Source organism: Rhizobium sp. BK196, assembly GCF_014193255.1.
Classification (GTDB): domain Bacteria; phylum Pseudomonadota; class Alphaproteobacteria; order Rhizobiales; family Rhizobiaceae; genus Rhizobium.
Map to the genome: position 1 here is coordinate 254,140 of NZ_JACHZB010000006.1, position 26,085 is coordinate 280,224.

The window sequence follows — 26,085 nt, forward strand, 5'->3', positions numbered from 1 at the left end:
CCGGCGCTTCGCTGGTCGCCGGGTAGAGAGCTCGTGATGGTCGAATTGCCGGGTATTGTTCCGGTTACGCGGGATATTGTCATTGACGAAGGGACGAATTTCGCGGCTTTGCAAACCATGCAATTAATTGGCCGGTTGCCAAAAAACCATAATTGCCCCACCTAGATCGCACATCGACAACAGGCATTATGAATTGGATCAACGCCGGATGCGCATAGCCTACGTTTTTTTTGGTGCATTTCTTGCAATCGCGCAGTCCGCCTATGCTGAAGTCGCGGCACTGCCTGTCCTGGCGCCGCAAAAGCAACAGGCGCAAGCTGCTCAGCTGAGCGCACAACTTCTCACGCGATACAGCTACAGACCTATTCCACTCGACGACGCCTTGTCTGCCAGGATCATGGACCGGTTCGTCAAATCACTGGATCCGGACCACATGCTCTTCCTGCAAGCGGACATCGACAAGTTTATGTCTGACCGCAGCGAGATCGACGATGCCATCGACCGGAAGGATTTGAAGATCCCGTTTGCCATCTTCGCCGCGTACGAGCAGCGTATCGTCGACCGCATGAATTACGCGCGCAGTCTGCTTAAGCAGGACTTCGATTTCGGTGTGCAGGAAAACTATTCCGTATTGCGCGACAAAGAGCCCTGGCCGCAGACGGAAGCCGAAAGCAATGAGCTTTGGCGCAAACGCGTCAAAAGCGATTGGTTGCTGTTGAAGCTCGCCGGAAAAACCGATGCCGCTATTCGCGAAACGCTCGATAAACGTTACGCAAACGCTATCGAGCGAGCCTACCAGTATAAAAGCGATGACGTCTTCCAGTCGTTCATGGAGGCCTATGCGACATCGATCGACCCGCACACGGACTATTTCGGCGCAACGGCTTCGGCCGATTTCAATATCTCGATGAAGCTTTCGCTGGTTGGTATCGGCGCTGTCCTGCAGGAGCGCGACGATTATACGACGATCCGTGAGCTCGTACCTGGCGGTCCGGCCCAGTTGTCCGGCAAGCTCTCTATCGGAGACCGTATTACCGGCGTCGGTCAGGGCAAGGACGGTGCGATAAAAGAAGTGGTCGGCACGCGCCTCGATGAAGTCGTGCAATTGATACGAGGGAAAAAAGGCTCCGTCGTGCGCTTGGACATCCTGCCGGCGGATGCCGGAGCAGATGCCACGCATCGCGTCGTCAGCCTTGTGCGTGATAAAATCAGTCTCGAAAAGCAGGCTGCCAGGAAGACTGTGCTGTCGGTAAACGTCGGCGAGGCCACGCGCAAAATCGGGGTGATCACGCTGCCGACATTCTATGAGGATTTCGAGGCGCGGCACAAAGGGGACAAGGACTACAAAAGTGCAAGCCGTGATGTCGCGAGGCTTCTCGATGAACTGAAGCAAGAAAAGGTCGACGGCGTTCTCGTTGACGTGCGCAACAATGGCGGGGGTTCATTGGATGAGGCGATTGATTTGACCGGTCTGTTCATCGGCAATGGCCCGGTCGTCCAGCAACGCAGTAGCGATGGTAAGGTCGCGGTCAGAAGCGCTGAGTTTGCAGCGCCTGTCTGGACAGGCCCGATGGGTGTTCTGATCAATCGCGGTTCGGCATCGGCGTCGGAGATTTTCGCCGCGGCAATCCAGGATTACGGTCGCGGCGTGATCGTCGGCGAACCCAGTTTCGGAAAGGGCACGGTTCAGACCGTCGTTGATCTCGATCAGATGGTTCACAACAGCAAACCCGAATTTGGCGAGCTGAAAGTAACGATCGCGCAGTTCTTCCGTATCAATGGCGGCACGACGCAGCTGCGCGGCGTGACGCCTGATATCAGTTTGCCTGGACTTTCCGACCCGAAGAGCTTCGGCGAGACCAGTTACGATAATGCCCTACCGTGGGCGCAGATCAAGCCCGTGAACTACGCCCCGGCGGATATGATCTCGAAATGGCTGCCGACATTGCAAAGCCGCCATGACGCGCGGGTCGGGAGCGATCCGGATTTCCAATCTTTCGTGAAAGATATCGCCGACCTCAAGGCGCAGCGCGAGAAAGGCGTCGTTTCACTCAACGAAGCCGAGCGTCGCAAAGAAGCGGCTGCGCGAGAAAATCGCAGGAAATCTCGAGCGCAATTGAGCGATGGTGAAGATCCCGGCGCAGATGATGGCCTGGAATCAAACGAGCGCAGCCTGAGTGCTGACATTGCCATTGAAAATGCCCGCAAGAAGGCAAAAGACCTATTGCTGAACGAGGCATCCGCCATCCTTGCCGACGTGGCGGATTTGCAGGAAGGCGTGCTGAGGGCAGCCACGAAACAATCGGGAGACACAGTCGGGAAGTAGTCAGGCTCGAGCGCTGCAAGCGCACTTTCGACGATGGCGACCGGCCGAAGCGATCTCAGCTTCGGCCAGCCGGCGAAAGGATTAATTACCGCCAGTCACCATCGCGGTCCCAACGGTCGTAGCGTCTGTATTCACGCCAGTCGCGATCGCGATCCCAACGACCGTAACGTCTGTATTCCCAGCCGCGATGCGGACGATCCCAGCCGTAAAAGCGTGGCGGCGGCGGTGCCCATCGATTGGGTCGGCAAAAGCCGCGCGGGCTCAGATGGTAACCGCGGCCACATGCATAATCGACCGTCATGACGTTTGCGACGGCTGGCGCCGTGACACGGCCAACAGGCGCGGCATTTGCGGCTCCAGCTGTTACTCCGGCTGCGAGAAGGGCCACCGTGACTAGAAGTTTTCGCATCTTCGTTACTCCGATTGTCAGGGGATTTAGCACCCGTCCTGGTGAACCGATGCTGAAAGCGTCGTTCACCTGAGTGACAGCTTCAGCTGCTAGTCGCGCTCCCAGCGATCACGCCGGTAATCGCCCCGTCGATCGTTGGTGTCAGGATCGGACGTCCGCAAATGTTCCAGCACTTGCAGAACTGCGTCGGTGCAATCCTTGGTAGAATCCCCGTCGGCACACCTGATGTCGATCCTGGTCTGGCCGTTCTCGATGTGAAACCGGGCGCCGCGCTCCCGCGGCTGCGAACGCCAATCATGGTCCACACGCTCTTCGTTCTTGCTTGAGACATTTGGCGGAAGTGGATTTTCTCTGCCGGATTCTGGCGCTGGGGATGGAGGCGGCGATGGTTCAGATGGGGCCTGAGCAAAGGCGCAAGTAGCAATCAACCCAAAGACTGCCGCCGGTAGTCCTATGATTCGTTTCATGACGTCACCTCGCTTTGTGCGAAGGTAACGAAGGGTCGAGGCAATAGTTCCTATTGTGGAGCTGCGACAGGGGCCTCCTGGCGAGAAACTTGGCTGCACCGCTACCAACGGCACGACGTGATCAGATACTCAATGAAGGCCCTGCAGCCGGTTCCGTCGCTCACTCAACAATTCATGTTGAACCAAGTCTCTCGCTTCCTTCGAAAGACCATTCGGCCCGGATAGTCCGAGCTCGATTAGCCTCGTCTCGATTGGCTGGGGAACTCTATCCGCTTCATGCTGGCAAAGCCTCACAAGCCACTTCCATTCGTCGCTTGTCATGTCCCTTCGCGCGACCATCAACTGCCTCCCACCTCACAACAATCATCTTTTTTAGGAATACCACAATTCTCGCCGAAAGGCAGCCATGTTAGCCGCCTCACAAGCGAGCTTTGGGGCTCGTTCGACCGAAGCTGTTGCGAGATTGCGAGGTTATTCCGACTTCATTCTCGCCCCGCTCGGCGGGCGGGGCTCTTCGTGTCAAAATATTCGGCAAGAAGTTCAAATTGAAAGAACATGCTCAATTAGATTTTTATGGGCAGGCTGCTTCAATAACCGAGATGTAACGGGCTCCTGTGCATATCGGAAGGACTATCTCATGCGGCTCTCCAGGATTATCGGCGTTCTCTGTCTCTCCACGACTTTGGCGCTGGCGCCTCTTAATGCCATCTTTAACGATCTCTCGCCTGCCTTCGCCAAGGGCGGCAACGGCGGTGGTGGCGGCAACGGTGGGGGTAACGGCGGCGGCGGTCACGGCGGAGGTAATGGCGGTGGCGGCGGTAACGGTGGAGGCAGTGGAGGCAGTGGCGGTGGTGGGGGCGGCCATGGCAGCGGCAACAGCGGCAGTCACGGCGGCGGGAGCGGCGGTGGCGGGAAGGGGAGCGCCCGCTCTGCCGGCAAGACCGAGAGCGGCCGCACTGCAGAAAACTCGGGCAAAACCACGAAGTCGACTAAACACACCGTCAGCGCGAAGAATACGGCCAGAAAGACGACCGTCGCTACAGCGCCTGCGACAAGGCCAGCAAAGAAACCGGCAGCAGAGCTTGCTGGACTGAACTCGCTGAAGCGTAACTATCACGCGTTGATGAACACCGCGGATCCCAGGATGGCCGCGATCTCAACTTTCGCCAACGCCTACGCGCAGTATGAATTGGCAAATGGCGTTGCCCCGCCGGCTGACGATCCGGTTTTGGGCGACGCGGCTCTGACCGCAGCGCTGGCTTCGGCGACAAAGACGGGCACCGTCAGCCCCGAAGCTTTGAGTTGGGCAAAGGATAGGCTCGGCATCGGCACGGCTGTTGGAACGATCGACCAGATGAGAGAGGCGATGGCCGCCGCAGCCCCGGCGGCAGAGACGCCAACAACCGAACCGCCGGCTGGCGAGACGGCTGAGGGTAGCGAGACGGCTGACCCTGCCGTGGCTGCGGAAGGCTCCGAGACCGGAACGGAGAGTACGGCGACAACGACGGAAGCCGCACAAAGCGTGGATGCGACAGAGACCTCCGCCACGAGCAGCGAGACAACGAACCCCTGATCTTCCCCAGGGGATCTTTTGGTCTCGCTGGCTTCATTGCCCCTTGAGTGACAAGGGGCAATGTCGGCTCTGTCCTAAGGGCTTGCTACGGCTCAGCTTTGGCAATCGGAAGCCTGCGCCTTCCGCACGGTGTTGTGCCGAAGGCTCTGCCTTTCGGCCGCCGCAAGCGCCCTTCGAACTCTCTCACGGGACGGCTGTCGCTCGAGTCTCAGGCAAAGGCTAGCCGTCATTCGCCCCGCGGAAACCGCTGGTTCTCCTCCAGCACGTTCAGATCCATGTGATTGCGCATGTAGCGCTCGGCAGCCTTTTGCAGGGGTTGATAATCCCAGGGATAATAGGATCCTTCGCGCAATGCAGGATAGACGACCCAGCGCCGTGCTTGGCTTTCTCGAACCGCCGCATCGAAACTTGCGAGGTCCCAGCGCAGTTTGGTTTGATTGAGGAGCGCGTCCAGCGTGTTCGCATGGGCCGGATCGTCGGCCAGATTGACGAGCTCGTGAGGGTCGTGCTGAAGATCGAACAACAAAGGAGGATCCTTTTCGCAAACGGTAAGCTTGAAGCGGCCTTCGCGAATAGCCACTAACGGCGCGATCGATCCTTCGGCAGCATATTCCATCAAGACGGGGCTGCGCCTGCCCGAGCCATCCACCAGTTGCGCCAGATTCTCGCCATCCGTCCAGTTGGCAATCGCCGCGATATCGAGACCGGCAAGGCCGGCAAGTGTCGGCGTGATGTCGAGCGTCGAAACCGGTTGATCAATCACCGCGGGTCGCCAACCGGGCGCGGCGATCATCAGCGGCACGCGGGCAGACCCATCGAAAAAACACATCTTGAACCACAGGCCGCGCTCGCCGAGCATGTCCCCGTGGTCCGAGACGAACAGGATGACGGTGTTGTCGCGCATGCGTCCGCGCTCCAAGACGTCGAGGATTTCCCCGACTTTCTCGTCGACATAGGAGATATTGGCGAAATAGCCGCGCCTGGCCCGGCGAATCTGCTCGGCGGTAATATCGAAGGCCGTATGGTCGCAGGCCTCGAGCAGGCGTTGCGAATGCCGATCCATCTCGTCGAAAGGCAGTGGCGGAACGGTCGGGTCGAGGGCTGGGCAGTCCTCGTAGAGATCCCAGAATTTGCGCCTGGCCACATAAGGATCGTGAGGATGGGTGAAGCTGACAGTCAGACACCAGGGACGGTCGTCTTGACGGCGCGACAGGTCGTAGAGCTTTCGGGTAGCGTTGTAGGCAACCTCGTCGTCGTATTCCAGCTGGTTGGTAATTTCCGCAATTCCGGCACCCGTGACGGATCCAAGATTATGATACCACCAGTCGATGCGTTCACCAGGCTTGCGGTAATCGGGAGTCCAACCGAAATCGGCCGGGTAGATATCCGTCGTCAGGCGTTCCTCAAAGCCATGCAACTGATCCGGTCCGACGAAATGCATCTTGCCCGACAGGCTGGTATGATATCCGGCCGCCCTGAGATGGTGTGCATAGGTCGGAATGTCCGAAGCAAATTCGGCCGCATTGTCGTAGACGCGCGTCCGGCTCGGCAGCTGCCCCGACATGAAGGACGCGCGCGCCGGCGCGCAGAGAGGGCTTGCCGTATAGCTATTGGCAAAACGAACCGACCGTGACGCCAGTTCCTTCAGGTTCGGCGCATGAAGGAACTCTGCCGGTCCGTCGGGAAACAGCGTGCCATTCAGCTGATCGACCATGATGATAAGAATATTGGGGCGGGCCATGTGTTGCGACTGCTCGTTGCTTGAAGGGCTGAAGGTCTAGGGATGCATTCGCCGCCAGTTGACGACCACTTGACGGAACCGCTTGTCGGCGGCGGCCAGCAGGCGAGCGCCGGTCAGATCTAACGTTATCATCAGAAGCGGCACTGGTCGTCGCATGAGTGATCCTCTGGGCAGCGTGGATGCACCGGATGCCGTAAAAAATAGCCGAATTGGGGACGACGAACTATCGCCCCGCCGACATCAGTTGTTCCGGCCGCTCGGGCAGCCGTCTTTTCCAGCCACGGATCTGTCGGCGACACGAACGGTCGCGGCAGGACAGGCGCCATTGCGGAGCGTGTGCATGATGCAGTGTTGGCTGTTTGGCCAGCCGCCTCGACGGTGCCTTGCGAGCACGCGGAAGGAACTTGATGTCGATTGCCCGACCGATGCCCACAGAAGAGAGCATTCTGGAATTCCTGGAGATCTGCGAAGGCTTTTATCCGCCTGATGCGGTCGAGGCATCGATCGAGCAGCAACGGCAATGGTACGATGCGCTCTGCGCGCGGTTTGACCACGCTCTGCCGCAGGGGCTGGTCTATGCCGACGGTATGGTGCAGCGCATCGCGATCCGCCGCTATCGGCCGCGGACGATCACGACATCGACCGTTCTCCTCTATCTTCACGGCGGCGGTTTCGTTGTCGGCTCGCTCGAAAGTCATCATTCGATCTGCGCTGAAATCGCCGACTTTTCCGGCGCTGAACTCGTTTCCGTCGACTACCGGCTGGCACCCGAATACCGCTGGCCGGCGCAGAGCAAGGATTGCTTCCTCGTCTTGAAACACCTGCTGTCGCCCCCCGGAAGCAAGGTCGTCGTCATCGGCGATAGCGCCGGCGCCAATCTGGCGGCGGGGCTCGCCATTAGAGCGCTGGAGGAGGGCCTGCCCGGTGTCGCCGGTCAGGTCCTCGTCTATCCGGCATTGGGCGGCGACCTGCAGAAGGGCTCCTATGTAGAAATGGCAAATGCACCCGGCCTGACCGCGGCTGATGTCGCCTATTATCGCGACATCCTGCAGGCTCCGTCGCACCATCCCGTCGCCGCGCCGCTTCACGCGGTATCGGTCGAGGGGCTTGCACCTGCCTTCATCACGGTCGCGCGGTTCGATCCGTTGCGAGACGACGGGCGCACCTACGCTGCCCGGCTTGCCCAGGCTGGCGTGGAGGTCTGGTTCCGCGAGGAACCGCAGATGGTGCATGCGTGGCTGCGAGCTCGCCATATGAGCGAGGGTGCCCGGGCAGGCTTCAAGGCGGTCTGCGAGGCAGCACGGCTCTTCGCATCGCGCTGACGGCTACATCAGGTCGCGAGCGATTGCCGTCTCGCCAAAATCCTTCTCAAAGATCTTTATCCCGCCTTCATGGGCGACCACGGTGGCGGCGATGATCCAGTGTGTTGCCGTGCAGGCAATCGATGCTGTCGCAACCGTCGTCACGGACCAGCCGGGGCGCTGCATGTCACAGGTCCAGGTGGATCGGCCCGTCATCGATAGCGGGTCGTCCGGCGCGATTGACCAGGTTTCTTCGCGCAGCTGCCGGGTGGAAAGACCGGTGCCGGGACGCTCGAAAAGGCCGGTATCCTCATGGATTTCATAGCGCGTGACGCCGGCCGAGAGATCGCGCACCACCTGCCGTTTTGTGGAGGCGGGTGCGTGTTCGATATATTTCGGCAGGGGATCGGGATTGTCGGGCTGCTTGATGTCGATGATCTCATGCGCGCCGAGCTTGGGCAAAGCCAGACCAATGGAGGCGATGTCGATTGTCAGCCCTGGATCTTCCGGAGGGGGCAGCACCATCGGCCAATAGGCCGTTGATAGCGAGAGGCGGATACGGTGTCCCTTGCGGAAACGATAGCCGCAGGCATCGAGCGTAATGGTAATTGTTGTCAGCTCCCCCTTGTTCAGCGGCTCCGGTGCAGCATTGCTATTGCGATGAGCGAGATTGAGCACGCCGAAGGAGACGCGCGTTGCCGTGCCGTCTGGATGGACATCGACGAGTCTTGCGCAGAGATTGGCGGTTTCGGCGTCGCATCTGAGCCTCAATGTGACGGCGGGGCGTCCGAGATAATCATGGTCTTCGACCAGTGGCGCGGTCTGGAAGGTCAGCGATCCGGCGTCATCGAGGCGCTGATCGATCGCCAGCTCCGCATCCGGCTTCAGAGTGAACCATTCGCCTGAGGAAGTGCCCGTATCGAGCGGCGAGCGCAGATAAACGGGATGTTCCGGCGCATGTGGGATCGGCATGCCTTCCATCAAGGCGCCGAACTGCTCGACATAAAAGCACTGCATGTCCGGCTGCTGCCAACTATGTTTGGCGATCCAGAAACCAGGGTCGAAATCGCGGCGCGTGGCGGGCTTTATCGCATCGAGAATATAGGCGCGTAAAGATGGCGTAGCCTCCGCCCCGTTACCCTCGCCGCGCAGCCAGCGGTTCCACCAGGCGATGGCTTCGCCGTGAAAATCGACCCGCGGCTTCGGCCAGGCGAAATGCGGATATTTGTGGATCCACGGACCGATCAGCGCCTTAGCCTTCTCGCCGAGACCCTCAACGGCCAGCAACGGCGTGTTGCGATAGCCATCCGCCCAGCCGGCGATGACGATGGCGGGAATATCGAAGCCGGCGAAATCTTCGCAGATCGATCCATGCCGCCAGAAATCGTCACGGCGCTGATGCTCCAGCCATTCTTCCAGAAAAAAGGGTTCCTGCTCCAGGCGCTGTAGCCACATATCGCGCCAGTCGTCGCCGACGACGGCCGGATCGGGGGCGCGCGATTGGTAGGCAAGCATGGTCGCCGCCCAGGAAAGCTGGGCGGAGAGATGGCAGCCGTTCTTGTAGTGGATGTCGTCATTATAGCGGTCGACCGTGGACGCGATCGAAATCACCGCCTTGAGCGCCGGGGGCTTCAAGGCTGCGACCTGCAGGCAGTTGAAGCCGCCCCAGGAAATGCCCATCATGCCGACAGAGCCGTTCGACCACGGTTGCGCTGCGATCCAGGCGATCAGCTCGCAGGCATTGGCAAGCTCGAGTTCGGTATATTCGCCATCGATGATGCCGCTGGATTCGCCGGAGCCTCTGATGTCGACACGCACGCCGGCAATCCCGGCTGCAGCGAAGATGGGGTAGGTGGATTCATCACGCAGGCTTGTCCCATCGCGCTTGCGATAGGGCAGGAACTCGAAGACCGCCGGCACGGGATCCTTCTCCGCACCGTCGGGCATCCAGATGCGTGCGGCGAGCCGCGTGCCGTCCTTCAAGGTGATCCACTGATTTTCGATGGTCGTGAAGCTGCGGTCTGACATCTTCATATATCCAGGAGAACTTTAGGCATTAAGCCAGACACGGCTGCCGATGTAGCCGTTGGACATATCATTGCCGATATCATCGACATATCCTTTCAGCGTTTTCGATGAGGCCATGATGTAGTCGTTGAAGACGGGCAGGATCAGACCGCCATCATCTCGCACCATCAGCGCCAATTGCCGATAAAGCGCCTTGCGCTTGGCCTCATCGAGTTCAGACCGTGCCTGCAGAACCAATTTGTCGAAGTCCGGGCGCTTGAAACGCGTGTCGTTCCATTCTGCGGTCGACAGGTAGGAGGTGGAATAGCGCGAATCCTGGGTCGGACGACCGCCCCAGAATGAGGCGCAGAAGGGCTGCTTGTTCCAGACATTGGTCCAGTAGCCGTCTTCCGGTTCGCGCTTGACGTCGATCGTGATGCCGGCCTTGCGCGCGCTTTGCTGGAATAGGATCGCCGCATCCACTGCGCCCGGAAAGGCTGCGTCTGACGTGAGCAGTTGAATCGAGCGGTCGAGACCCGATTTTTTGAAGTGGAACGCGGCCTTGTCCGGATCATAAGGGCGTTGCTCGATATCGGTTGGGGCGAGGGCGTAGTTGGAATTGACCGGATAGTCGTTGCCGATCGTTCCGTAGCCGCCCAGGACCTTGTCGAGGATCGCTTGACGATCGATGGCGTATTTCAGCGCAAGCCGAAGATCGGCATTGTCGAAGGGAGCCGTGTCGCAATGCATCAGGAAACAATAGAAGCCCTTGCCTGCATTACGGAGGATGTCAACGGTCGGTGCTCGCTGCAACATCGCGACGGTTTTGGGGTCGACATTGTTGACGAAATGGACCTGGCCGGAGGCAAGTGCGGCAACGCGGGCGGTGTTGTCGTTGATGACGAGGATTTCGACGCTGTCGACAAAGCCGCGGTCGGAGCGCCAATCCTTCGGGTTCTTCTCGAAGGTTGCGCGAACGCCCGGTTCGAAACTTTTTAAAATGTAAGGACCTGTACCGACGGCCGCCGCAGGCTTGTCGACCCCGCCCTTCGCCTGGATGATGAGGTGATAGTCTGTCAAAAGCAAAGGCAGGTCCGCATTGCCTTCCGAAAGTGTGAGGACAAGGTCGCCCGCTTTCTCTTCGATACCGGTGATAGAGGCCATGAGCCCCAGAGCACCCGACTGCGAATTCTTGTCCGCATGTCGCTTCAGTGTCGCGACGATGTCGGCCACGGTCATCTTGCTACCGTCGTGAAACTGCACGTCGTTCCTGATCTTGAAAGTCCAGACGGATGCATCCGCCGATGGTGTCCATGACGTCGCCAGCGACGGCAAGGGTGCACCGGTCTTGGGGTCGGATTCGACGAGTGTGTCGCCCCAGAGACGGCCAATCACGAACAATACGGAGGCGCTGTAGGTCGCAGGGTCGAGGGCATCGCTGGTGGCGCCGCCTTTGAGGCCGAGCTTCAGATGACCACCGCGCTTCGCTTCCTGCGCGCGGGCATCGTGCGGCATCAGGAGGCCGGAGGTGAGGGCAGGCAAAGCGCCAAGCGCGACGGCGCCGCCCAGGAAGTGACGGCGGCCGATACTCAGAGGCGAAGATTGATCCTTTTGACGTGTCATTGCAGTTCCCTTTTTCAATTTTATGAGAAGGGAACGTAGAGATCAGGGTGCTTCATGCAATTTCGCGACTTGACGCGTCTTTAAGCGAGTTTACGCTACTATCATTAAGACGGAGCCGCCGATGCCTCACCTCGTCGAGAACCTCAAGGTTGCCTGTGCCACGCAGCGCTCCATTTCGCATCTGTGCCGCGCGATCGATATCAACAGGCAGCAATTCAATCGATATATCAACGGCCAGACGAGGCCATCTGCCCATAATCTCGCGCGCATAGCCAAGTATTTCGATCTCGACGCAGCCGACTTTAGTCTCGCTCCCAGGCTCTTTCGCGAGCGGCTTCGCAAACCGATTCTCGACCTCAATCAAAGTTCCGAACTGCTGAAGGCGTTCCCAGGAGATTTGACCTCGCTCCGGCGCCATATCGGCTATTTCCAGACCTATCATCGCTCACCGTCCTGGCCGGGAATGATTATCTGTTCGTGCAGCCGCATTGTGGAAAAAGGTGGGCTTGTGCATGTCAAATCAATGGAGCGTCTGCGAGACCCTGGAAACGGCATCCAGCAGTTTTCAAAATACATTGGCCTTGCGGCCTTTTATCGAAACCGGATCTTCATTACGGAGCGAGTCGTCGGCCCGAACCCGATACTGTCACAGACGATCCTCCTGCCATTCGACGCGTATCAGCGCATCTACCTGCGCGGGACGACCATGGGAGTCTCGTGGCGAAAGGAAAACCTTCCCTATGCGTCGCGGATGATCTGGCGCCATGTCGGCGCCGAGCCCAACCTGCGCGAGCTTCTGTCGCGCTGCGGACCAGTGCCGCTATCTTCACGCCAACTGCCACCGACGGTGCGCTCGTTCCTCGCAGATCCATCCGCGGAAGTGTATGCGGTGCCGGCAGAGTATTGATGACACCGATTTGCGACGAAGCGATCAGATGCGGATGAGCGCGGCAAATTCCAGCCTTCAATTTCCAGCGCTTGCCATCTTCCGCGTCGTCAGTACCCGCTCCAGCCAGCCAATCTCCATCTCGGGCACAGATTTCAGCAACAGGTCGGTGTAATCGTCGAAGGGCGGCGATAGCGCTTGGGATTTGGGACCGAAGCGGACGAGCCTGCCGCGATGCATGACCGCGACGCTGTCGGCGATTGCGCGCACGATAGCGATGTCGTGAGTGATGAAGACGTAGGAGAGATGTTCCTCTTCCTGCAGCTTCAACAGCAGCTTCAGGATGCCTTCGGCAACCAGCGGGTCGAGTGCCGAGGTCGGCTCGTCGCACAGAATAAGCTCGGGTTTGGCGGCAAGAGCACGCGCAATCGCCACCCGCTGCTTCTGGCCGCCTGAGAGCTCTGCCGGGTAGCGGTTCAAAAAGCCGTTGCCCATCTCGATCTGGTCGAGCAATTCCTTCACCCGAGCGGTCTTTTCGGCGCCTCTGAGGCCGTAGTAGAAGGTAAGCGGCCGCCCGATGATGTCGCGCACGGTCTGTCGGGGGTTCATCGCAGTGTCGGCCATCTGGTAGATGAGCTGGATGCGGCGCAGGTCATCGCGCGGGCGGCGTCTGAGGTCGGGCGTCAAAGGCTTTCCGGCGAAGGAAATCTTGCCTGCGGTCGGTGCCAACAGCCCGGTGATGGCGCGGGCGAGCGTCGACTTCCCTGAGCCCGACTCGCCGACGATTGCCAGCGTCTGCCCCTTCGGGACATGCAGGCTGACATCGTTGAGGACCTTGAAGCCATTGGAATATTCCGCACTGACGTTTTCGACTTTCAACAATGCGTCGGACTGGTCGGCCGCTTCCTGTCGCAGCGTCTGGCGCACGTTGACGAGGGCGCGGGTATAATCCTCCCGTGGTTCTTCGATGATCTGCTGAACACTGCCGTATTCCACCGTCTTGCCATGGCGCAGCACCATGATGTCGTCGGAGATCTGAGCGACGACGGCGAGATCATGGGTGATATAGAGGGCAGCCGTATGGGTTGCCTCGATCGCATGCTTGATTGCCGCCAGCACGTCGATCTGAGTGGTGACGTCAAGTGCCGTCGTCGGTTCGTCGAAAACGATCAGTTCGGGGTTGGAACAAAGCGCCATCGCCGTCATGGCGCGCTGTAACTGGCCGCCCGAAACCTGATGCGGGAAGCGTTCGCCAAAACTTTCGGGATGGGGAAGGCCAAGCACCTGAAACAGATAGAGCGCTCGCTTTTTCGCCTCCTGTTTGCTCATCAGCCCGTGTTTGACGGAAGCCTCGATCACCTGGTCACCGAGCCGGTGGGCAGGATTGAAGGCGGCCGCGGCCGACTGAGCCACATAGCAGACGCGGGCGCCGCGGATATGCCTGATGCCACTCCTGCCAAGGCCAAGAATATTGTCGCCATCGAGCAGCACCTCTCCGCCGGTGATCTCGGCACCGCCCCGACCATAGGCAAGTGCCGAGAGCCCGATCGTCGACTTGCCGGCACCGGATTCGCCGATCAGACCGAGCACCCGGCCTTTCTGCAAATCAAAGGAAACGCCATCGACGATGGTCACGCGCTTAGGTGCCTCGCCCGGCGGATAGCTGGTGGCTTCGATCTTGAGATTGCGGACGGAAAGAAGATCAGGCATCGCCACGCCCTCCCTTGAGGCTGGATGTTCGTTTCAAAAGCCAGTCGACAACCAGATTGACGCAGACTGCAAGGATGGCAATCGCGCTGCCCGGCACGAGCGCTGCCGAAATACCGAAGATGATGCCGTCCTTATTGTCCTTGACCATACCGCCCCAGTCCGCCGACGGCGGCTGGATGCCGAGGCCGAGGAAGGACAAGGTCGAGAGAAAGAGGATCGAAAAGGCAAATCGCAGGCCGAACTCGGCCAGCAGCGGCGTCAGCGTGTTCGGGAGGATCTCGCGGAAGATGATCCAGAGTTTTCCTTCGCCGCGAAGTTTGGCCGCCTCGACGAATTCCATGACCGCGACATCGAGGGCCACGGCACGGCCGAGACGATAGACGCGGGTGGAATCAAGGATTGCCATGACGAGGATCAGCACGATGATGTTCTGTGGCAGCACTGCCAGGACCACGAGCGCGAAGATCAGCGTCGGGATCGACATCATTAGGTCGTTGAAGCGCGAGAAGACCATATCGATCAGTCCGCGCGAGACGGCTGCCGTAAAGCTCAGGACGACGCCGAGCGAAAAGGAGATGACGGTTGCGGCAAGCGCCACGAAAAGCGTCGTACGTGCGCCGTAGATCAGCCGAGAGAGAATGTCGCGGCCGAGATTGTCGAGGCCGAAGACATATTGGGCATCCGGCATCTGCCAGACGCTGCCGACGACTTCGGTCTCCCCGTAGGGAGCGATGAAGGGTGCGAAGAGAGCGAAGACGAAGGCAATCGCGATGCCGCTCATGCCGATCCAGGCGGTGATGGGGATATCTCTCAATCTCATCTTGGATGCCTCAGCCGGGGGTTGGCAATGATGGCGAGAATGTCGGCCAGCATGTTGAGGAAGATATAGACGGCCGCAAAGATCAGACCGCAGGCCTGAACCACCGGCATGTCGCGCACCGTCACGGCATCGACCATATACTGGCCCATGCCGGGATAGACGAAAACCACCTCGACGACGACCACGCCGACCACCAGATAGGCGAGGTTCAGCGCCACGACGTTGATGATCGGCGCAAGCGCGTTCGGTGCGGCATGCTTGACTATCGAGCGAAACGCCGAAAGGCCCTTCAGCTCTGCCGTCTCCATATAGGCCGACGACATGACCGAGAGGATTGCTGCGCGTGTCATGCGCATCATGTGGGCCAGCACGACGAGAACGAGGGTCGCCGTCGGCAGGGCAATCGCCTTCAGCCGGTCGGCGAAGCTCATGCTCTCATAGACGGTGGCAGGAAAGGTCGCGACGCCGAACTTCACTGCAAAAAACATGATCAGCAGGTAGCCGACGAAGAATTCTGGCAACGAAATCGCCGCCAGCGAAATGATGTTGATGATCTTGTCCGGCAGGCGGCCCCGAAAATGCACGGAAACCATGCCAAGGCCGACGGCAAGCGGCACGGAGATCAGTGCGGCAAAGCCCGCCAGAAACAGCGAATTGCCGAGCCGCTTGCCGATCTGTTCGCTGACGGAGTTCTTGCTGGCCCAGGATGTACCGAAATCCCCTTGCACGGCATTGCCCAGCCACTCGACATATCGTGTCATCACCGGCCGGTCGAGGCCGAGATCCTTGCGGATATTGGCAACCGCCTGCGGCGTTGCCGACTGGCCGAGATAAGTCGTGGCGAAATCGCCGGGAAGGGCTTCCAGACCGCCGAAAATGAGGATGGAGACGGCAAAGAGCAGGATAATGCTGAGCACGAAGCGCTCGAGAATGAGGGCAAGCAGCGGAAAACGCTGCCGGAACCTGAGACCGGGCAGGATATTGCCTGAGGTCGGACTGGACATGGTGATGGCCTCGCGCTGAAACGTCAGGAGACCGCGGGTTTTGTCCCACGGTCCCGGCTTGCCTGGAGATCGGAAGGCAGACGCCCGGCGTCAGGCCTCCAGCCAGACGCGGGTTGCGACATAGCCGTTCGACATGTCGTTGCCGATGTCGTGGACGTAGCCCTTCACCTGCTTGGTGGAGGCGTTCACGAAGTCGTTGAACATCGGCAGGATGACGCCGCCCTCGTCGCGCACCATCATCGCCATCGACCGATAGAGCTCCTTGCGCTTGGCCTCGTCGAGTTCGGAGCGCGCCTGGAGAAGCAGCTTATCGAAATCCGGACGCTTGAAGCGGGTGTCGTTCCAGTCGGCCGTCGACAGATAGGCGGTGGAATACATCTGATCCTGCGTCGGGCGACCACCCCAGTAGGAGGTCGAGAAAGGCTGCACGTTCCAGACGTTCGTCCAATATCCGTCGCCGGGCTCGCGCTTGACCTCTATCTCGATGCCGGCTTTCTTGCAGCTTTCCTGGTAAAGCACGGCCGCATCGACGGCACCGGGGAAGGCAACCTCCGAGGTGCGCAGCAGAACCGAGCCGCTATGGCCGGATTTCTTGTAGTGGAAGGCCGCCTTGTCCGGATCGTAGGCGCGCTGCTCGATCCCTTCGGGAAAGAGCGCGTAGGTGCTGTTGATCGGGAAGTCGTTGCCGACTTTGCCGTAGCCGCCGAGGATCTTCTGCACCATGGTTTCGCGGTCCATGGCGTATTTGAGCGCGAGACGCAGGTCGTTATTGTCGAACGGCGCCTTGTCGCAATGCATGATGAAGACATAGTGGCCGCGCCCGGCAGTCGAAAGGATCTCGACGTTCGGTGCTCGCTTCAAAAGGTCGACCGTCTTCGGATCGACGCGGTTGATGTAGTGCACCTGGCCGGACGAGAGAGCGGCGATGCGCGCCGTTGCGTCGTTCATGCCGATGATTTCGATGGAATCGACATAACCACGATCGGTGCGCCAGTCGTCCTTGTTCTTTTCGAAAGTGGCGCGCACGCCAGGCTCGAAGCTCGTGAGTTTGTACGGACCGGTACCGATCGAGGCGAGCGGATCGTCGACACCGCCATTCGGCTGGATGACCAGATGATAGTCGGTCAAGAGCAGCGGCATATCCGCATTGCCTTCCGAAAGCGTCAGTACGAGGTTGCCGCCGTCGGCCTTGATTTCCTTGATCGAGCCGAGGACTCCGAGCGCGCCGGATTCCGATGCCTTGTCGGTATGACGCTTGAGTGTCGCAACCACATCATCGATCGTCATTTCCTTGCCGTTGTGAAACTTGACGCCCTTGCGGATCTTGAAGGTCCAGGTCGCCGCATCCTTCGACGGTTCCCAGGATTCGGCAAGCGCCGGTACGGCAGCACCCGTCAGCGGGTCGGATTCGACAAGCATGTCGCCCCAGCAGCGACCGACGCAGAACATGAACTGCGACAGAAATTTCGCCGGGTCCTTGGAGTCGGTTGCAGCCCCGCCCTCCAGGCCAAGCTTCAGGTGACCGCCACGCTTCGGTTCGGCGGCTTCGGCACTTTCGGTGAAGAGCTTGTCGGCAACGGCAAGCGTCAGGCCGGCTGCCATGGCGCGCCCCAGGAATTCGCGGCGGCTGAGGCCACCGGCGGTCACCCGGCTTGCGAGATATTTCGTGTAATCGTTCATTCCCCTTCTCCTTCTTATGGTGCGTTGACTTCGATTTTTGGGCATAATCCCCGAGCGGTTTCCTCTTCCGTCCGAGGTGCCCGCACGCTTGCGGGAAGATGATGCGGTTGCCGCCGCCTTGTTACCGTCCTTTCCAGATAGGGCTTCGTTTCTCGGCGAAAGCCCGTGCGCCTTCCAATTGGTCCTCGCTCGAGTAAAGCCGGTCGACCGTTGCAAACTGCCGTTTGGTGATCTTGTTCATGGCAGTCTGGAAGGTCGAACCCTCCGATTCACGGACGATTTCCTTGATTGCCGCGTAGACAAGCGGCGGCCCGCTTTCGAGCAGGCGGGCAAGATTCCAAGCCCGGTCCATCAGCTTGTCCGCTGGCAGGATTTCGTTGACGAAACCCCAGCGGTTCGCTTCCTGAACGTCCAGCCAGCGGCCAGTCAAAAGCATGTCCATGGCGATATGATAGGGGATGCGCTTTGGTAGCTTCACCGAGGCGGCATCGGCAACCGTGCCGGAGCGGATTTCCGGAAGTGCGAAGGTCGCATGTTCGGCGGCGAGGATCAGGTCGGCAGAGAGCGCGATCTCCAGCCCGCCGCCGCAACAGATGCCGTTGACGGCACAGATGACCGGCTTGTTGAGATCTCGCAGTTCCTGCAGCCCGCCGAAACCGCCGACCCCATAGTCTCCGTCGACCGCGTCGCCTGCCGCGGCAGCCTTCAGGTCCCATCCGGCACAAAAGAATTTCTCGCCTGCGCCGGAGATGATTGCGACGCGGAGTGCGGGGTCGTCGCGGAAATCACGGAATATCAGTCCCATGGCGCGGCTGGTCGCAAGGTCGATGGCGTTCGCCTTCGGCCGGTCGATGATGACTTCCAGCACTGCGCCGACCCGTCGGGTCCGAATGGGCTCGCTCAACCTATGCTACCTCCTCCGCCGGATCAGGGCATCGACTGCGGTCACGCCGTGACCTTCGGGAAGAACCATCAAGGGATTAATGTCCAGTTCCTCCAGCCGTGCCGCATTCATTACGACATAATCTGCCGCCCGCGCGACAGCCGTCACGGTCGCTTCAAGATCTCCCTTCGGGCGTCCGCGATATCCCTCGATCAATTTTGCGATCTTGAGACGCGAAATTGCCTCGGAAATTTCCAATCTCGTCGTCGGCAACGGCAAAACGACAGAATCCTCCAGCAATTCGACGAAAATTCCTCCGGCGCCGAGCGTTAGCGATAATCCGAAAATCGGGTCACGGGAAGCGCCGACGATCAGCTCGGCGACGGGCGGGTCGATCATCTTCTCGACCAGAAAACCGTCTGTCGCAGCCATCTTTGATGCGGCATCCGATACGGCCTTGGCATCCTTCAGGTTGAGTGCGACGGCGCCTGCTTCGGTCTTGTGCGCGACGCCAAGCGCTTTCAGGACAACAGGAAAGCCGAGCCGCTGGGCATAATCCGCCGCCTGAAGCGGCGAACTTGCAACCCGGCCTTTGGGGATCGGAAGGCCGGCGAGGTCGAGTTCGGTCTTCGCATCGGCCTCCGTCAGCGTTTCGATTGCACCTTCGACAGACGCCATATTGAGAAGCGGCAGGGAAGGCGGCTTGCGCCAGGTATCGCCGATGCCGGCTGCGACTTCCGCGGCGATCAGGGTTTCATCAATGCCGCAAAAGGGAACGACGCCTTCGGCGACCAGTCGGTCGGCGACAGCCTCCGGCATATTTTCGGGCAGGGTCGCCAGGATTCCGGCGAGCGCGCCTGTCGCAGACGCGGCAGCGGTGACCGCGTCAGCCGTCGTCACCCAATCTGCGGCCTCGCATCGATCGGCGCGGGGAAAATCGAGGACGACGAGATTGAGGTCGTAGCTACCCTCGAACATTGCGGTGAAAGCCTCTGTCTGACGCGCGAGATCTCCCCACACAAACGTATGGTAATCGAGCGGATTGGCGAGCGTCACCATATCGCCGAGGATGCCTCTCAGGCGCGGCAATTGCTTTGGTTCGAGATCTCGGAACGTGACAGCATGTCCGATCGCGGCATCCGCCATCAGCGAGGCTTCGCCACCCGAGCAGCTCATCGAGGAGATCGCGGCACCTTGCAGCGGGCCTGCTATATGCAGGAGTTTCAGCGTTTCGAGCAGCGCCGGCAGCGTTTCGACGCGGCCAAGACCGAGGCGGGCAAGCACTGCGTCGGCCACGGCATCGCCGCCGGCAAGGGATGCGGTATGGGAAAGCGTTGCCTGTCTCGCCTGTTCGGACTTGCCGACTTTCAAGACAATAACGGGCTTTTTCATCTGGCGGGCTGTGGCGGCAAGGCGCTCAAGCGCAGCTTTGTCGCCAAAGCCTTCGACATGGAGGCCAAGAGCCGTCACGCGCGGGTCGGCAAGCAGGCCACAGGCGATATCGGACAGCGAGGTTTGCGCCTGATTGCCCGATGTCACGACATAGGCGATCGGCAGGCCGCGCGTCTGCATGGTCAGGTTGAGCGCTATATTCGACGATTGGGTCAAGATCGCCACGCCGCGCTCGACGCGCCTCATGCCGTGCTGATCGGGCCAGAGAAGTGCGCCGTCGAGGCCGTTGATGAAGCCGTAGCAGTTTGGTCCGAGGATCGGCATGTCACCCGCTGCACCAACCAGCGCCTGTTGCAGATCGCTGCCATCGGCAAGCTCCGCCACCGCCTCGCTGAAGCCCGAGGCATAACAGACCGCACCGCCGGCACCAGCTTCCGACAGGCTGCGCACGATCTCGACGGTCGATATTCTGTTGACCCCGACGAAGGCCGCGTCTGGCGGCGACGGCAGGTCGGAAACCGCTCTGTAGCAGCGCCGTCCGAGGACCTCGGCGAGCGTCGGGTGAACGGGCCAGAGCTCGCCCGCAAATCCCATCCGGTCGCACTGCTCGATCACCCGACGCGCTTCGCGGCCACCGAAGACGGCGATTGTTTGCGGTCTGAACAGGCGGTCGAGCGCGCGTGAGGTCATCGGCTACGCTCCCAGCGGCCGCAGGAGATCGCGGCTGATGATGTGGCGCTGGATCTCCGACGTGCCGTCCCAGATACGTTCGACGCGCGCATCCCGCCAAAAGCGGGCAAGCGGCAGATCGTCCATCAGGCCCATGCCGCCATAGATCTGGATCGCCTCATCCGTGACGCGGGCAAGCATTTCGGAGGCGTAAAGCTTGGCCGAAGCGATTTCGCGATCGGAAGTCAGGTCTGCATCCAGTCGCCATGCCGCCGAAAGCGTCAGCCAGTCGGCTGCGTCGATCTCCGTGATCATGTCGGCAAGCTTGAAGGAGACGCCCTGATTGGCGCCGATCGGTCTGCCGAACTGCTTGCGCTCGGCGGCATAGGACAAGGCCATGTCGAAGACGCGCCGTGCCCTGCCAACGCAGGTGGCGGCGACAGTGAGCCGCGTGCCATAGAGCCATTGGTTGGCGAGTTCGAAACCGCGATGTACCTCGCCCAGAACCTGGGAGGCCGGAATCCGGCAATCGGCAAAGCTCAGGGTGCAGTTATGATAGCCGCGGTGGGAGACGGAATCATAGCCCTTGAGGATTTCGAAGCCTGGCGTGCCGCGATCGATCAGAAACGCGGTGATCTTCTTCTTGAGACCTCTCGGTGTTTCCTCCTCGCCGGTCGCGGCAAAGACGATGATGAAATCGGCGGCATCGGCATGCGAGATGAAATGCTTGGTGCCATTGAGCACGAAATCGCTGCCGTTGCTGCGAGCGGTGCATTTCATGCCGCGCATGTCAGAACCGGCGTCCGGTTCGGTGATCGCCAGCGCGTCGATCCTTTCCCCGCGGACGGCAGGAAGCAAATACCGTTCGCGCTGTTCGCCCTCGCAGGCCATGAGGATGCCGGAGGGACGACCGAAAAAGACCGTCAGCGCCATGGAGCCGCGGCCGAGTTCCCGCTCGACAAGCGTGAAGGTGACATGATCGAGGCCGGCGCCGCCCGCCTCTTCGGGGAAATTGCAAGCGTAGAAGCCGAGTTCGATGCACTTGCGCCGGATCTCAGCCGCCAGATCCGGCGGAACGAAACCCGTGCGCTCGACTTCGTTCTCATGCGGATAGATTTCGGTTTCGACGAAGCCGCGGACCGTTTCAACGATCATCTTCTGTTCTTCGCTGAGGCCGAAATCCATGTCGATCTCCCTATCGTTTCTGGCCGATATGGCGGCCGACCCCATCGGGGGGAGGCAGCTTTACATGGGCAGCGGCGATCAGATTTGCCTTGTCGAGGACTGCGATTGGCGCCGGTGTCGCCTTGCCGGCTTCGGTATCGACATGCAGCAGCATCTGCTCGGCAGTGGCGAGCACCGCACCGCTCTCCGTGTCGCAGATCGTGTGGAAGAGGTGCAGCCGCTTCTCGTCAACTGCGAGGATCTGGCAGGTCGAATGGATCGCCTGCCCGAGCTTGGCCTCGCCAAGATGGCGGATATGGGTTTCGACCGTATAGTAGCTCTGCCCGGCCTCGACATAGGCAAGATCGACCCCGATCAGCCGGAGAAGCGCGTCGGACGTATCGCCGAAAACCTGCAGGTAGCGATGCTCCGTCATATGGCCGTTATAGTCGACCCAGGCGGGGCCTACCTTCGTCTCGACGAGCTTGAGGGGGCCTGAAGGATCGGCAGCAGCGGTTTTCCCGCCGCCTGCTGCCCACAGGGACCGTTCGAAATCCTTCAGCAATTGGCCGGCGCCCCAGCCCTTGCCGTCATTTCCGACCTTCAGCGCCTGCAGGATGCCGACGAGATTTTCGTCGCGGATGCGCTCAAGTGCACGGATCGAAAGGCCGGCGGCCTGTTCGTCCGACTGTTTTCCGATCTTTTCGATCAACGCGTCGTCGAGGTCGACGACGTCGGTCAGTTTCGTCCAGGGCCAGGCTAGGCAGGGTCCGAACTGCGCGAGGAAATGGCGCATTCCGGCCTCGCCGCCGGCAATGCGATAGGTCTGGAACAGGCCCATCTGCGCCCAGCGCAACCCGAAGGAATAGCGGATGACGTCGTCGAGCGTCTCGACGGTGCAGATATCGTCATGGATAAGCCAGAGCGCCTCGCGCCAGAGCGCTTCGAGCAGCCGGTCGCCGACGAAGGCCTCGATCTCCTTGGCGATATGAACGCCCTTCATGCCGATTGGAGCAAGCCGCTCCATCGCTGCCTCGATGGTCGCTTTCGAGGTTTTCTCGCCGCCGACGATTTCCACCAACGGCAGCAGGTAGACGGGGTTGTAGGGATGGGCGACGAAGAGGCGCTCGGGATGTTTCATGTCGCGCTGCAGGTCGCTTGGCAGCAGGCCGGAGGTGGACGAGCCGATCAGCGCGTCCGGTCGTGCCGCAGCATCGATTTCCGCCAATACGCGGCGCTTGAGGTCGAGCCGTTCGGGCACGCTTTCCTGGATCCAGTCTGCACCGGAGACAGCCTCTTGCAGCGACGTTTCAAAGGTAAGCCGGCCGCGCGGCGGCAGCGGCGCGCCGGTCAGCATCCCATAGGCCTTCTCCGCATTGGCAAGAACCTCGCCGACGATACGGCTTGCTTCCGGATGCGGATCGAAGACGCTGACATCGATGCCGGCAAGCAGAAAACGTGCAATCCAGCCGCCGCCGATGACGCCGCCGCCGATACAGGCCGCTTTGGTAATTCCTGTCATATCGTCCTCAGCGCTTCGTCAGATTGAGTTTCTTACGGACGTCCTCGGGACCGATGATCCTGGCACCCATGCCTTCGACCACCTGCACGGCCTTTTCGACGAGCTGCGCATTGGTGGCGAGAGCGCCCTTGCCGATATAGAGATTGTCCTCCAGGCCAACGCGGACATTGCCGCCCGCCAGAACCGCGGCAGCCGGATAAGCCATGGCGTTGCGGCCGATCGAAAAGGCCGAGAAGGTCCAGCTATCAGGCACGTTGTTGACCATGGCCAGGAAGGTGTTGAGATCGTCAGGGGCGCCCCAGGGAATGCCCATGCAGAGCTGGATGAGCACCGGATCTTCGATCAGGCCCTCTTCCGCAAGCTGCTTTGCAAACCACAGATGGCCGGTGTCGAAGGCCTCAATCTCGGGGCGCACGCCGAGATCGGTCATCTTCTTCGCCATTGCCCGCAGCATGGCGGGCGTGTTGGTCATGACGTAATCGCCGAGATTGAAGTTCATCGTGCCGCAGTCGAGCGTGCAGATTTCCGGCAGGCATTCGGCGACATGGCTGACGCGCTCGGTTGCCCCTGCCATGTCCGTCCCCGCCTTCAGGGGAAGGGGACTTTCGACATCGCCGAAAATCAGGTCTCCGCCCATGCCCGCCGTCAGGTTCAGCACCACATCGACATCGGCCGAACGGATGCGGTCGGTGACCTCCCTGTAGAGGTCGTTGCGGCGGCTTGCGGCACCGGTTTCCGGATCGCGGACATGACAGTGAACGACTGCCGCCCCAGCCTTGGCGGCGTCGATCGCGGAATCCGCGATCTGCTTGGGAGTAATGGGAACGTGGCTGGATTTCGAAACCGTATCGCCGGCACCGGTGACGGCGCAGGTGATGAAGACATCGCGGTTCATCGCAAGAGGCATGTTTGTTGTTCTCCCTCGTCTTGAGAGCATTACGCGCCAGGATGAGCGAGGATGCTTTGCATTTTCGGAATCGATCGATACACTATCGGAACACCAGGGAGGGGAGCTTGCTGGAGCGATCGACCGAACGGCTTGACATCGATCTTCTTGTCCTGCCGGACACCAACCTCATTCTCATTGCCTCCGTCATCGAACCGTTGCGCGGGGCGAACCGCATCTCCGGCAGCGAGCTCTATCGTTGGCGCATCTTCACGCCTGACGGAGAAGCTGTGCCGACAACCAGCCATATTGCCATACCGACGCAGGGAACGTTCCAGACCACGGCATCGGATACACCGCTCTTCGTGCTGGCGAGCTACAACTGGCGGCAAAACGCGACAGCGAACCTGAAGATGCAGCTATCGCAGGCGGCACGCCACCGGACCATGATCGCCGGCATCGAATCCGGCACCTGGCTGCTTGCGGAAGCCTGCCTGCTCGACGGCTTGTCGGCGACCGTGCATTGGGAGGATTACGAGGATTTCGCGCTTGCCTATCCGCAGGTGTCGGCCGTCAAGGATCGGTTCGTCATCGACGGCAAGCGGCTGACGACATCAGGCTCGCTGCCGACCGTGGACCTGATGCTGGAGATCATCCGGCGACGCCAGAGCTATTCGCTGGCGCTCGAAGTCAGCCGGCTGTTCCGCTACGAGCAGCCATCCTTTCATGCCGACGAGGCGCTGTCGGCAGGCTTGCGCATGGATGATCCGCGGGTGGCCCACGCCGTGCGGCTGATGGAGGACAATATCGAGCAGCCGATGCTGCTGGCGCGTCTTGCCCGCAGGGTCGGGATCAGCGCCCGGCACCTGCAGGATCTCTTCCAGGCCTCGATCGGCGCGCCGCCCCATATCCATTATCTTGCCCTGAGACTGAACGCGGCGCGGCGCAAGGTGATAGAGACGACGGCGTCCTTCGCCGACATTGCAGCCGCAACGGGCTTCAATTCGGCCTCCGCCTTCGCGCGAAGCTATCGGGCAAGCTATTCCGAAAGTCCCTCGGAAACGCGGCGACGGCTGCGGCGTCCGGTCAGGCCATCGGAGGCCCGGCCATAGGCTGGAAGGCATCGCGCACCATCTCGGCAAGCTCGCGAACCGCTTCGCTGGACCGGAAGGTGTTGCGACGAAGCACGACCCTTGAGGAATCGACCGGCGGGAAGCCGTCCTCGGTCGTCAGTTCCCGGCAGCCGGGCGGTATGTTGCTGCGCGACAGCGTGGTGACGGCAAGACCGGCAGTCACGGCGTTCTTCAGTCCGGAGCTGGTATCGGCAATGAAGGCGACCCGGTAGTTGCGACCGAGCTGGTGCAGCGACTTCAGTGCAAAATCGCGACACCAGCTCGAGTCTCTGTAGGTTGCGATCGGCAGCGGGTCGATGTCGTGCAGCCGGTGGACGATCGAGGTCACCCAGACGGTCGGATCGATGCAGAGCACTTCGCCACTCATCTGATCGCTCCAGTCGAAGACAACGGCGAGATCGAGTTCATCGCGTTCCAGGGCAGCGATGTTGCGGACCGTATAATCGCAGGAGATCGTGACCTCGACGGCCGGATGCCGCACGGCGAAGGCTGCGAGTGCTGCGGGCAGCACGGTCTGGCTATATTCTTCGGGAATGCCAATGCGAACCGGTCCGCCGAGAGGCTTGCTGCGGATCGTCGCCGCTGCCTCACTCAGGAGATCGATGACACGGCGAGCATAGGGGACGAGCTGGACGCCCTGACGTGTCAGCACCACCCCTCGGGCGCCGCGTTCGAACAGTGCTTCGCCGATCGTGTCTTCCAGCTTCTTTATCGCTGCGCTGATTGCAGACTGCGTTCTGCCGACGCGCTGTGCAGCCGCCGAGAAATTGGCGGTCTCGACGACGACGAGGAAGGTCCGGAGAAGATCACTTTCGATAGGCTCGCGCATGGACAGCCATAGAAAAAATCGATGACATCCATCTCTACTATTCGTTTGTCTGATGTCAAT

19 protein-coding genes are annotated in these 26,085 nt (G+C 60.4%); 5 read left to right on the forward strand and 14 right to left on the reverse strand.

Going from position 1 to position 26,085, the window contains the following annotated elements:
- Positions 1-208 precede the first annotated feature (208 nt).
- On the forward strand, positions 209-2,326 hold the full coding sequence (locus FHT78_RS20600; protein ID WP_183748378.1) for a carboxy terminal-processing peptidase: 2,118 nt from the start codon (positions 209-211) through the stop codon (positions 2,324-2,326).
- Between the two features lie 85 nt (positions 2,327-2,411).
- Here the strand turns inward: FHT78_RS20600 and FHT78_RS20605 are convergent, their stop codons facing one another.
- Positions 2,412-2,735: a hypothetical protein gene (locus FHT78_RS20605; RefSeq protein ID WP_183748134.1), complete on the reverse strand. Its 324-nt coding sequence runs from the start codon at positions 2,733-2,735 to the stop codon at positions 2,412-2,414.
- 1,104 nt (positions 2,736-3,839) lie between these two features.
- Between FHT78_RS20605 and FHT78_RS20610 the strand changes: the two genes are divergently transcribed.
- Positions 3,840-4,775 (forward strand): hypothetical protein, encoded by a 936-nt coding sequence (locus FHT78_RS20610; protein WP_183748136.1) that lies wholly within the window; start codon positions 3,840-3,842, stop codon positions 4,773-4,775.
- Between the two features lie 226 nt (positions 4,776-5,001).
- On the opposite strand, the gene betC is transcribed toward FHT78_RS20610, so the two are convergent.
- Positions 5,002-6,516, reverse strand: a complete 1,515-nt coding sequence (gene betC, locus FHT78_RS20615) for a choline-sulfatase (RefSeq protein ID WP_183748138.1) — start codon at positions 6,514-6,516, stop codon at positions 5,002-5,004.
- A 407-nt stretch (positions 6,517-6,923) separates the two neighbouring features.
- Between betC and FHT78_RS20620 the strand changes: the two genes are divergently transcribed.
- Positions 6,924-7,838, forward strand: coding sequence for an alpha/beta hydrolase (locus tag FHT78_RS20620; protein ID WP_183748140.1), 915 nt, complete (start codon positions 6,924-6,926; stop codon positions 7,836-7,838).
- Positions 7,839-7,841: 3 nt separating this feature from the next.
- Here FHT78_RS20620 and FHT78_RS20625 read toward each other — a convergent pair whose 3' ends face one another.
- Entirely contained in the window at positions 7,842-9,845 is a 2,004-nt protein-coding gene (locus FHT78_RS20625) for a CocE/NonD family hydrolase (RefSeq protein ID WP_183748142.1), read from the reverse strand.
- Between the two features lie 21 nt (positions 9,846-9,866).
- Entirely contained in the window at positions 9,867-11,447 is a 1,581-nt protein-coding gene (locus tag FHT78_RS20630) for an ABC transporter substrate-binding protein (RefSeq protein WP_183748144.1), read from the reverse strand.
- Positions 11,448-11,568: 121 nt separating this feature from the next.
- Here FHT78_RS20630 and FHT78_RS20635 point away from each other — a divergent pair, with 121 nt between their 5' ends.
- Positions 11,569-12,354: a helix-turn-helix transcriptional regulator gene (locus FHT78_RS20635; RefSeq protein ID WP_183748146.1), complete on the forward strand. Its 786-nt coding sequence runs from the start codon at positions 11,569-11,571 to the stop codon at positions 12,352-12,354.
- A 57-nt stretch (positions 12,355-12,411) separates the two neighbouring features.
- Here the strand turns inward: FHT78_RS20635 and FHT78_RS20640 are convergent, their stop codons facing one another.
- The 9 genes from FHT78_RS20640 to FHT78_RS20680 form a co-directional block, all read right to left on the reverse strand.
- The gene (locus FHT78_RS20640) at positions 12,412-14,043 is read right to left on the reverse strand and encodes an ABC transporter ATP-binding protein (RefSeq protein WP_183748148.1); all 1,632 of its coding nucleotides are present in this window, start codon (positions 14,041-14,043) and stop codon (positions 12,412-12,414) included.
- Positions 14,036-14,863 carry an ABC transporter permease gene (locus FHT78_RS20645; RefSeq protein WP_183748150.1) on the reverse strand — a complete coding sequence of 276 codons (828 nt, stop codon included), beginning with the start codon at positions 14,861-14,863 and terminating at the stop codon, positions 14,036-14,038. The genes FHT78_RS20640 and FHT78_RS20645 overlap by 8 nt, the downstream gene beginning before the upstream one ends.
- A complete protein-coding gene (locus tag FHT78_RS20650) occupies positions 14,860-15,867 on the reverse strand; it encodes an ABC transporter permease (RefSeq protein ID WP_183748152.1) in 1,008 nt (335 codons plus the stop codon). Before FHT78_RS20650 ends, FHT78_RS20645 begins: the two co-directional genes overlap by 4 nt.
- A gap of 90 nt (positions 15,868-15,957) precedes the next feature.
- Positions 15,958-17,547: an ABC transporter substrate-binding protein gene (locus FHT78_RS20655; protein ID WP_183748154.1), complete on the reverse strand. Its 1,590-nt coding sequence runs from the start codon at positions 17,545-17,547 to the stop codon at positions 15,958-15,960.
- Positions 17,548-17,668: 121 nt separating this feature from the next.
- Positions 17,669-18,451, reverse strand: a complete 783-nt coding sequence (locus FHT78_RS20660; RefSeq protein ID WP_183748156.1) for a carnitinyl-CoA dehydratase — start codon at positions 18,449-18,451, stop codon at positions 17,669-17,671.
- A 6-nt stretch (positions 18,452-18,457) separates the two neighbouring features.
- Positions 18,458-20,512 carry an acetate--CoA ligase family protein gene (locus FHT78_RS20665; protein ID WP_183748157.1) on the reverse strand — a complete coding sequence of 685 codons (2,055 nt, stop codon included), beginning with the start codon at positions 20,510-20,512 and terminating at the stop codon, positions 18,458-18,460.
- A gap of 3 nt (positions 20,513-20,515) precedes the next feature.
- Positions 20,516-21,676 (reverse strand): acyl-CoA dehydrogenase family protein, encoded by a 1,161-nt coding sequence (locus tag FHT78_RS20670; RefSeq protein ID WP_183748158.1) that lies wholly within the window; start codon positions 21,674-21,676, stop codon positions 20,516-20,518.
- Between the two features lie 10 nt (positions 21,677-21,686).
- Positions 21,687-23,177: a carnitine 3-dehydrogenase gene (locus tag FHT78_RS20675; RefSeq protein WP_183748159.1), complete on the reverse strand. Its 1,491-nt coding sequence runs from the start codon at positions 23,175-23,177 to the stop codon at positions 21,687-21,689.
- A 7-nt stretch (positions 23,178-23,184) separates the two neighbouring features.
- Positions 23,185-24,084, reverse strand: a complete 900-nt coding sequence (locus FHT78_RS20680; protein ID WP_183748160.1) for a 3-keto-5-aminohexanoate cleavage protein — start codon at positions 24,082-24,084, stop codon at positions 23,185-23,187.
- Positions 24,085-24,125: 41 nt separating this feature from the next.
- Between FHT78_RS20680 and FHT78_RS20685 the strand changes: the two genes are divergently transcribed.
- Entirely contained in the window at positions 24,126-25,175 is a 1,050-nt protein-coding gene (locus FHT78_RS20685) for a GlxA family transcriptional regulator (protein ID WP_183748161.1), read from the forward strand.
- Here FHT78_RS20685 and FHT78_RS20690 read toward each other — a convergent pair.
- Positions 25,150-26,025 carry a LysR family transcriptional regulator gene (locus tag FHT78_RS20690; RefSeq protein WP_183748162.1) on the reverse strand — a complete coding sequence of 292 codons (876 nt, stop codon included), beginning with the start codon at positions 26,023-26,025 and terminating at the stop codon, positions 25,150-25,152. The genes FHT78_RS20685 and FHT78_RS20690 overlap by 26 nt on opposite strands.
- Between the last annotated feature and the right edge of the window lie 60 nt (positions 26,026-26,085).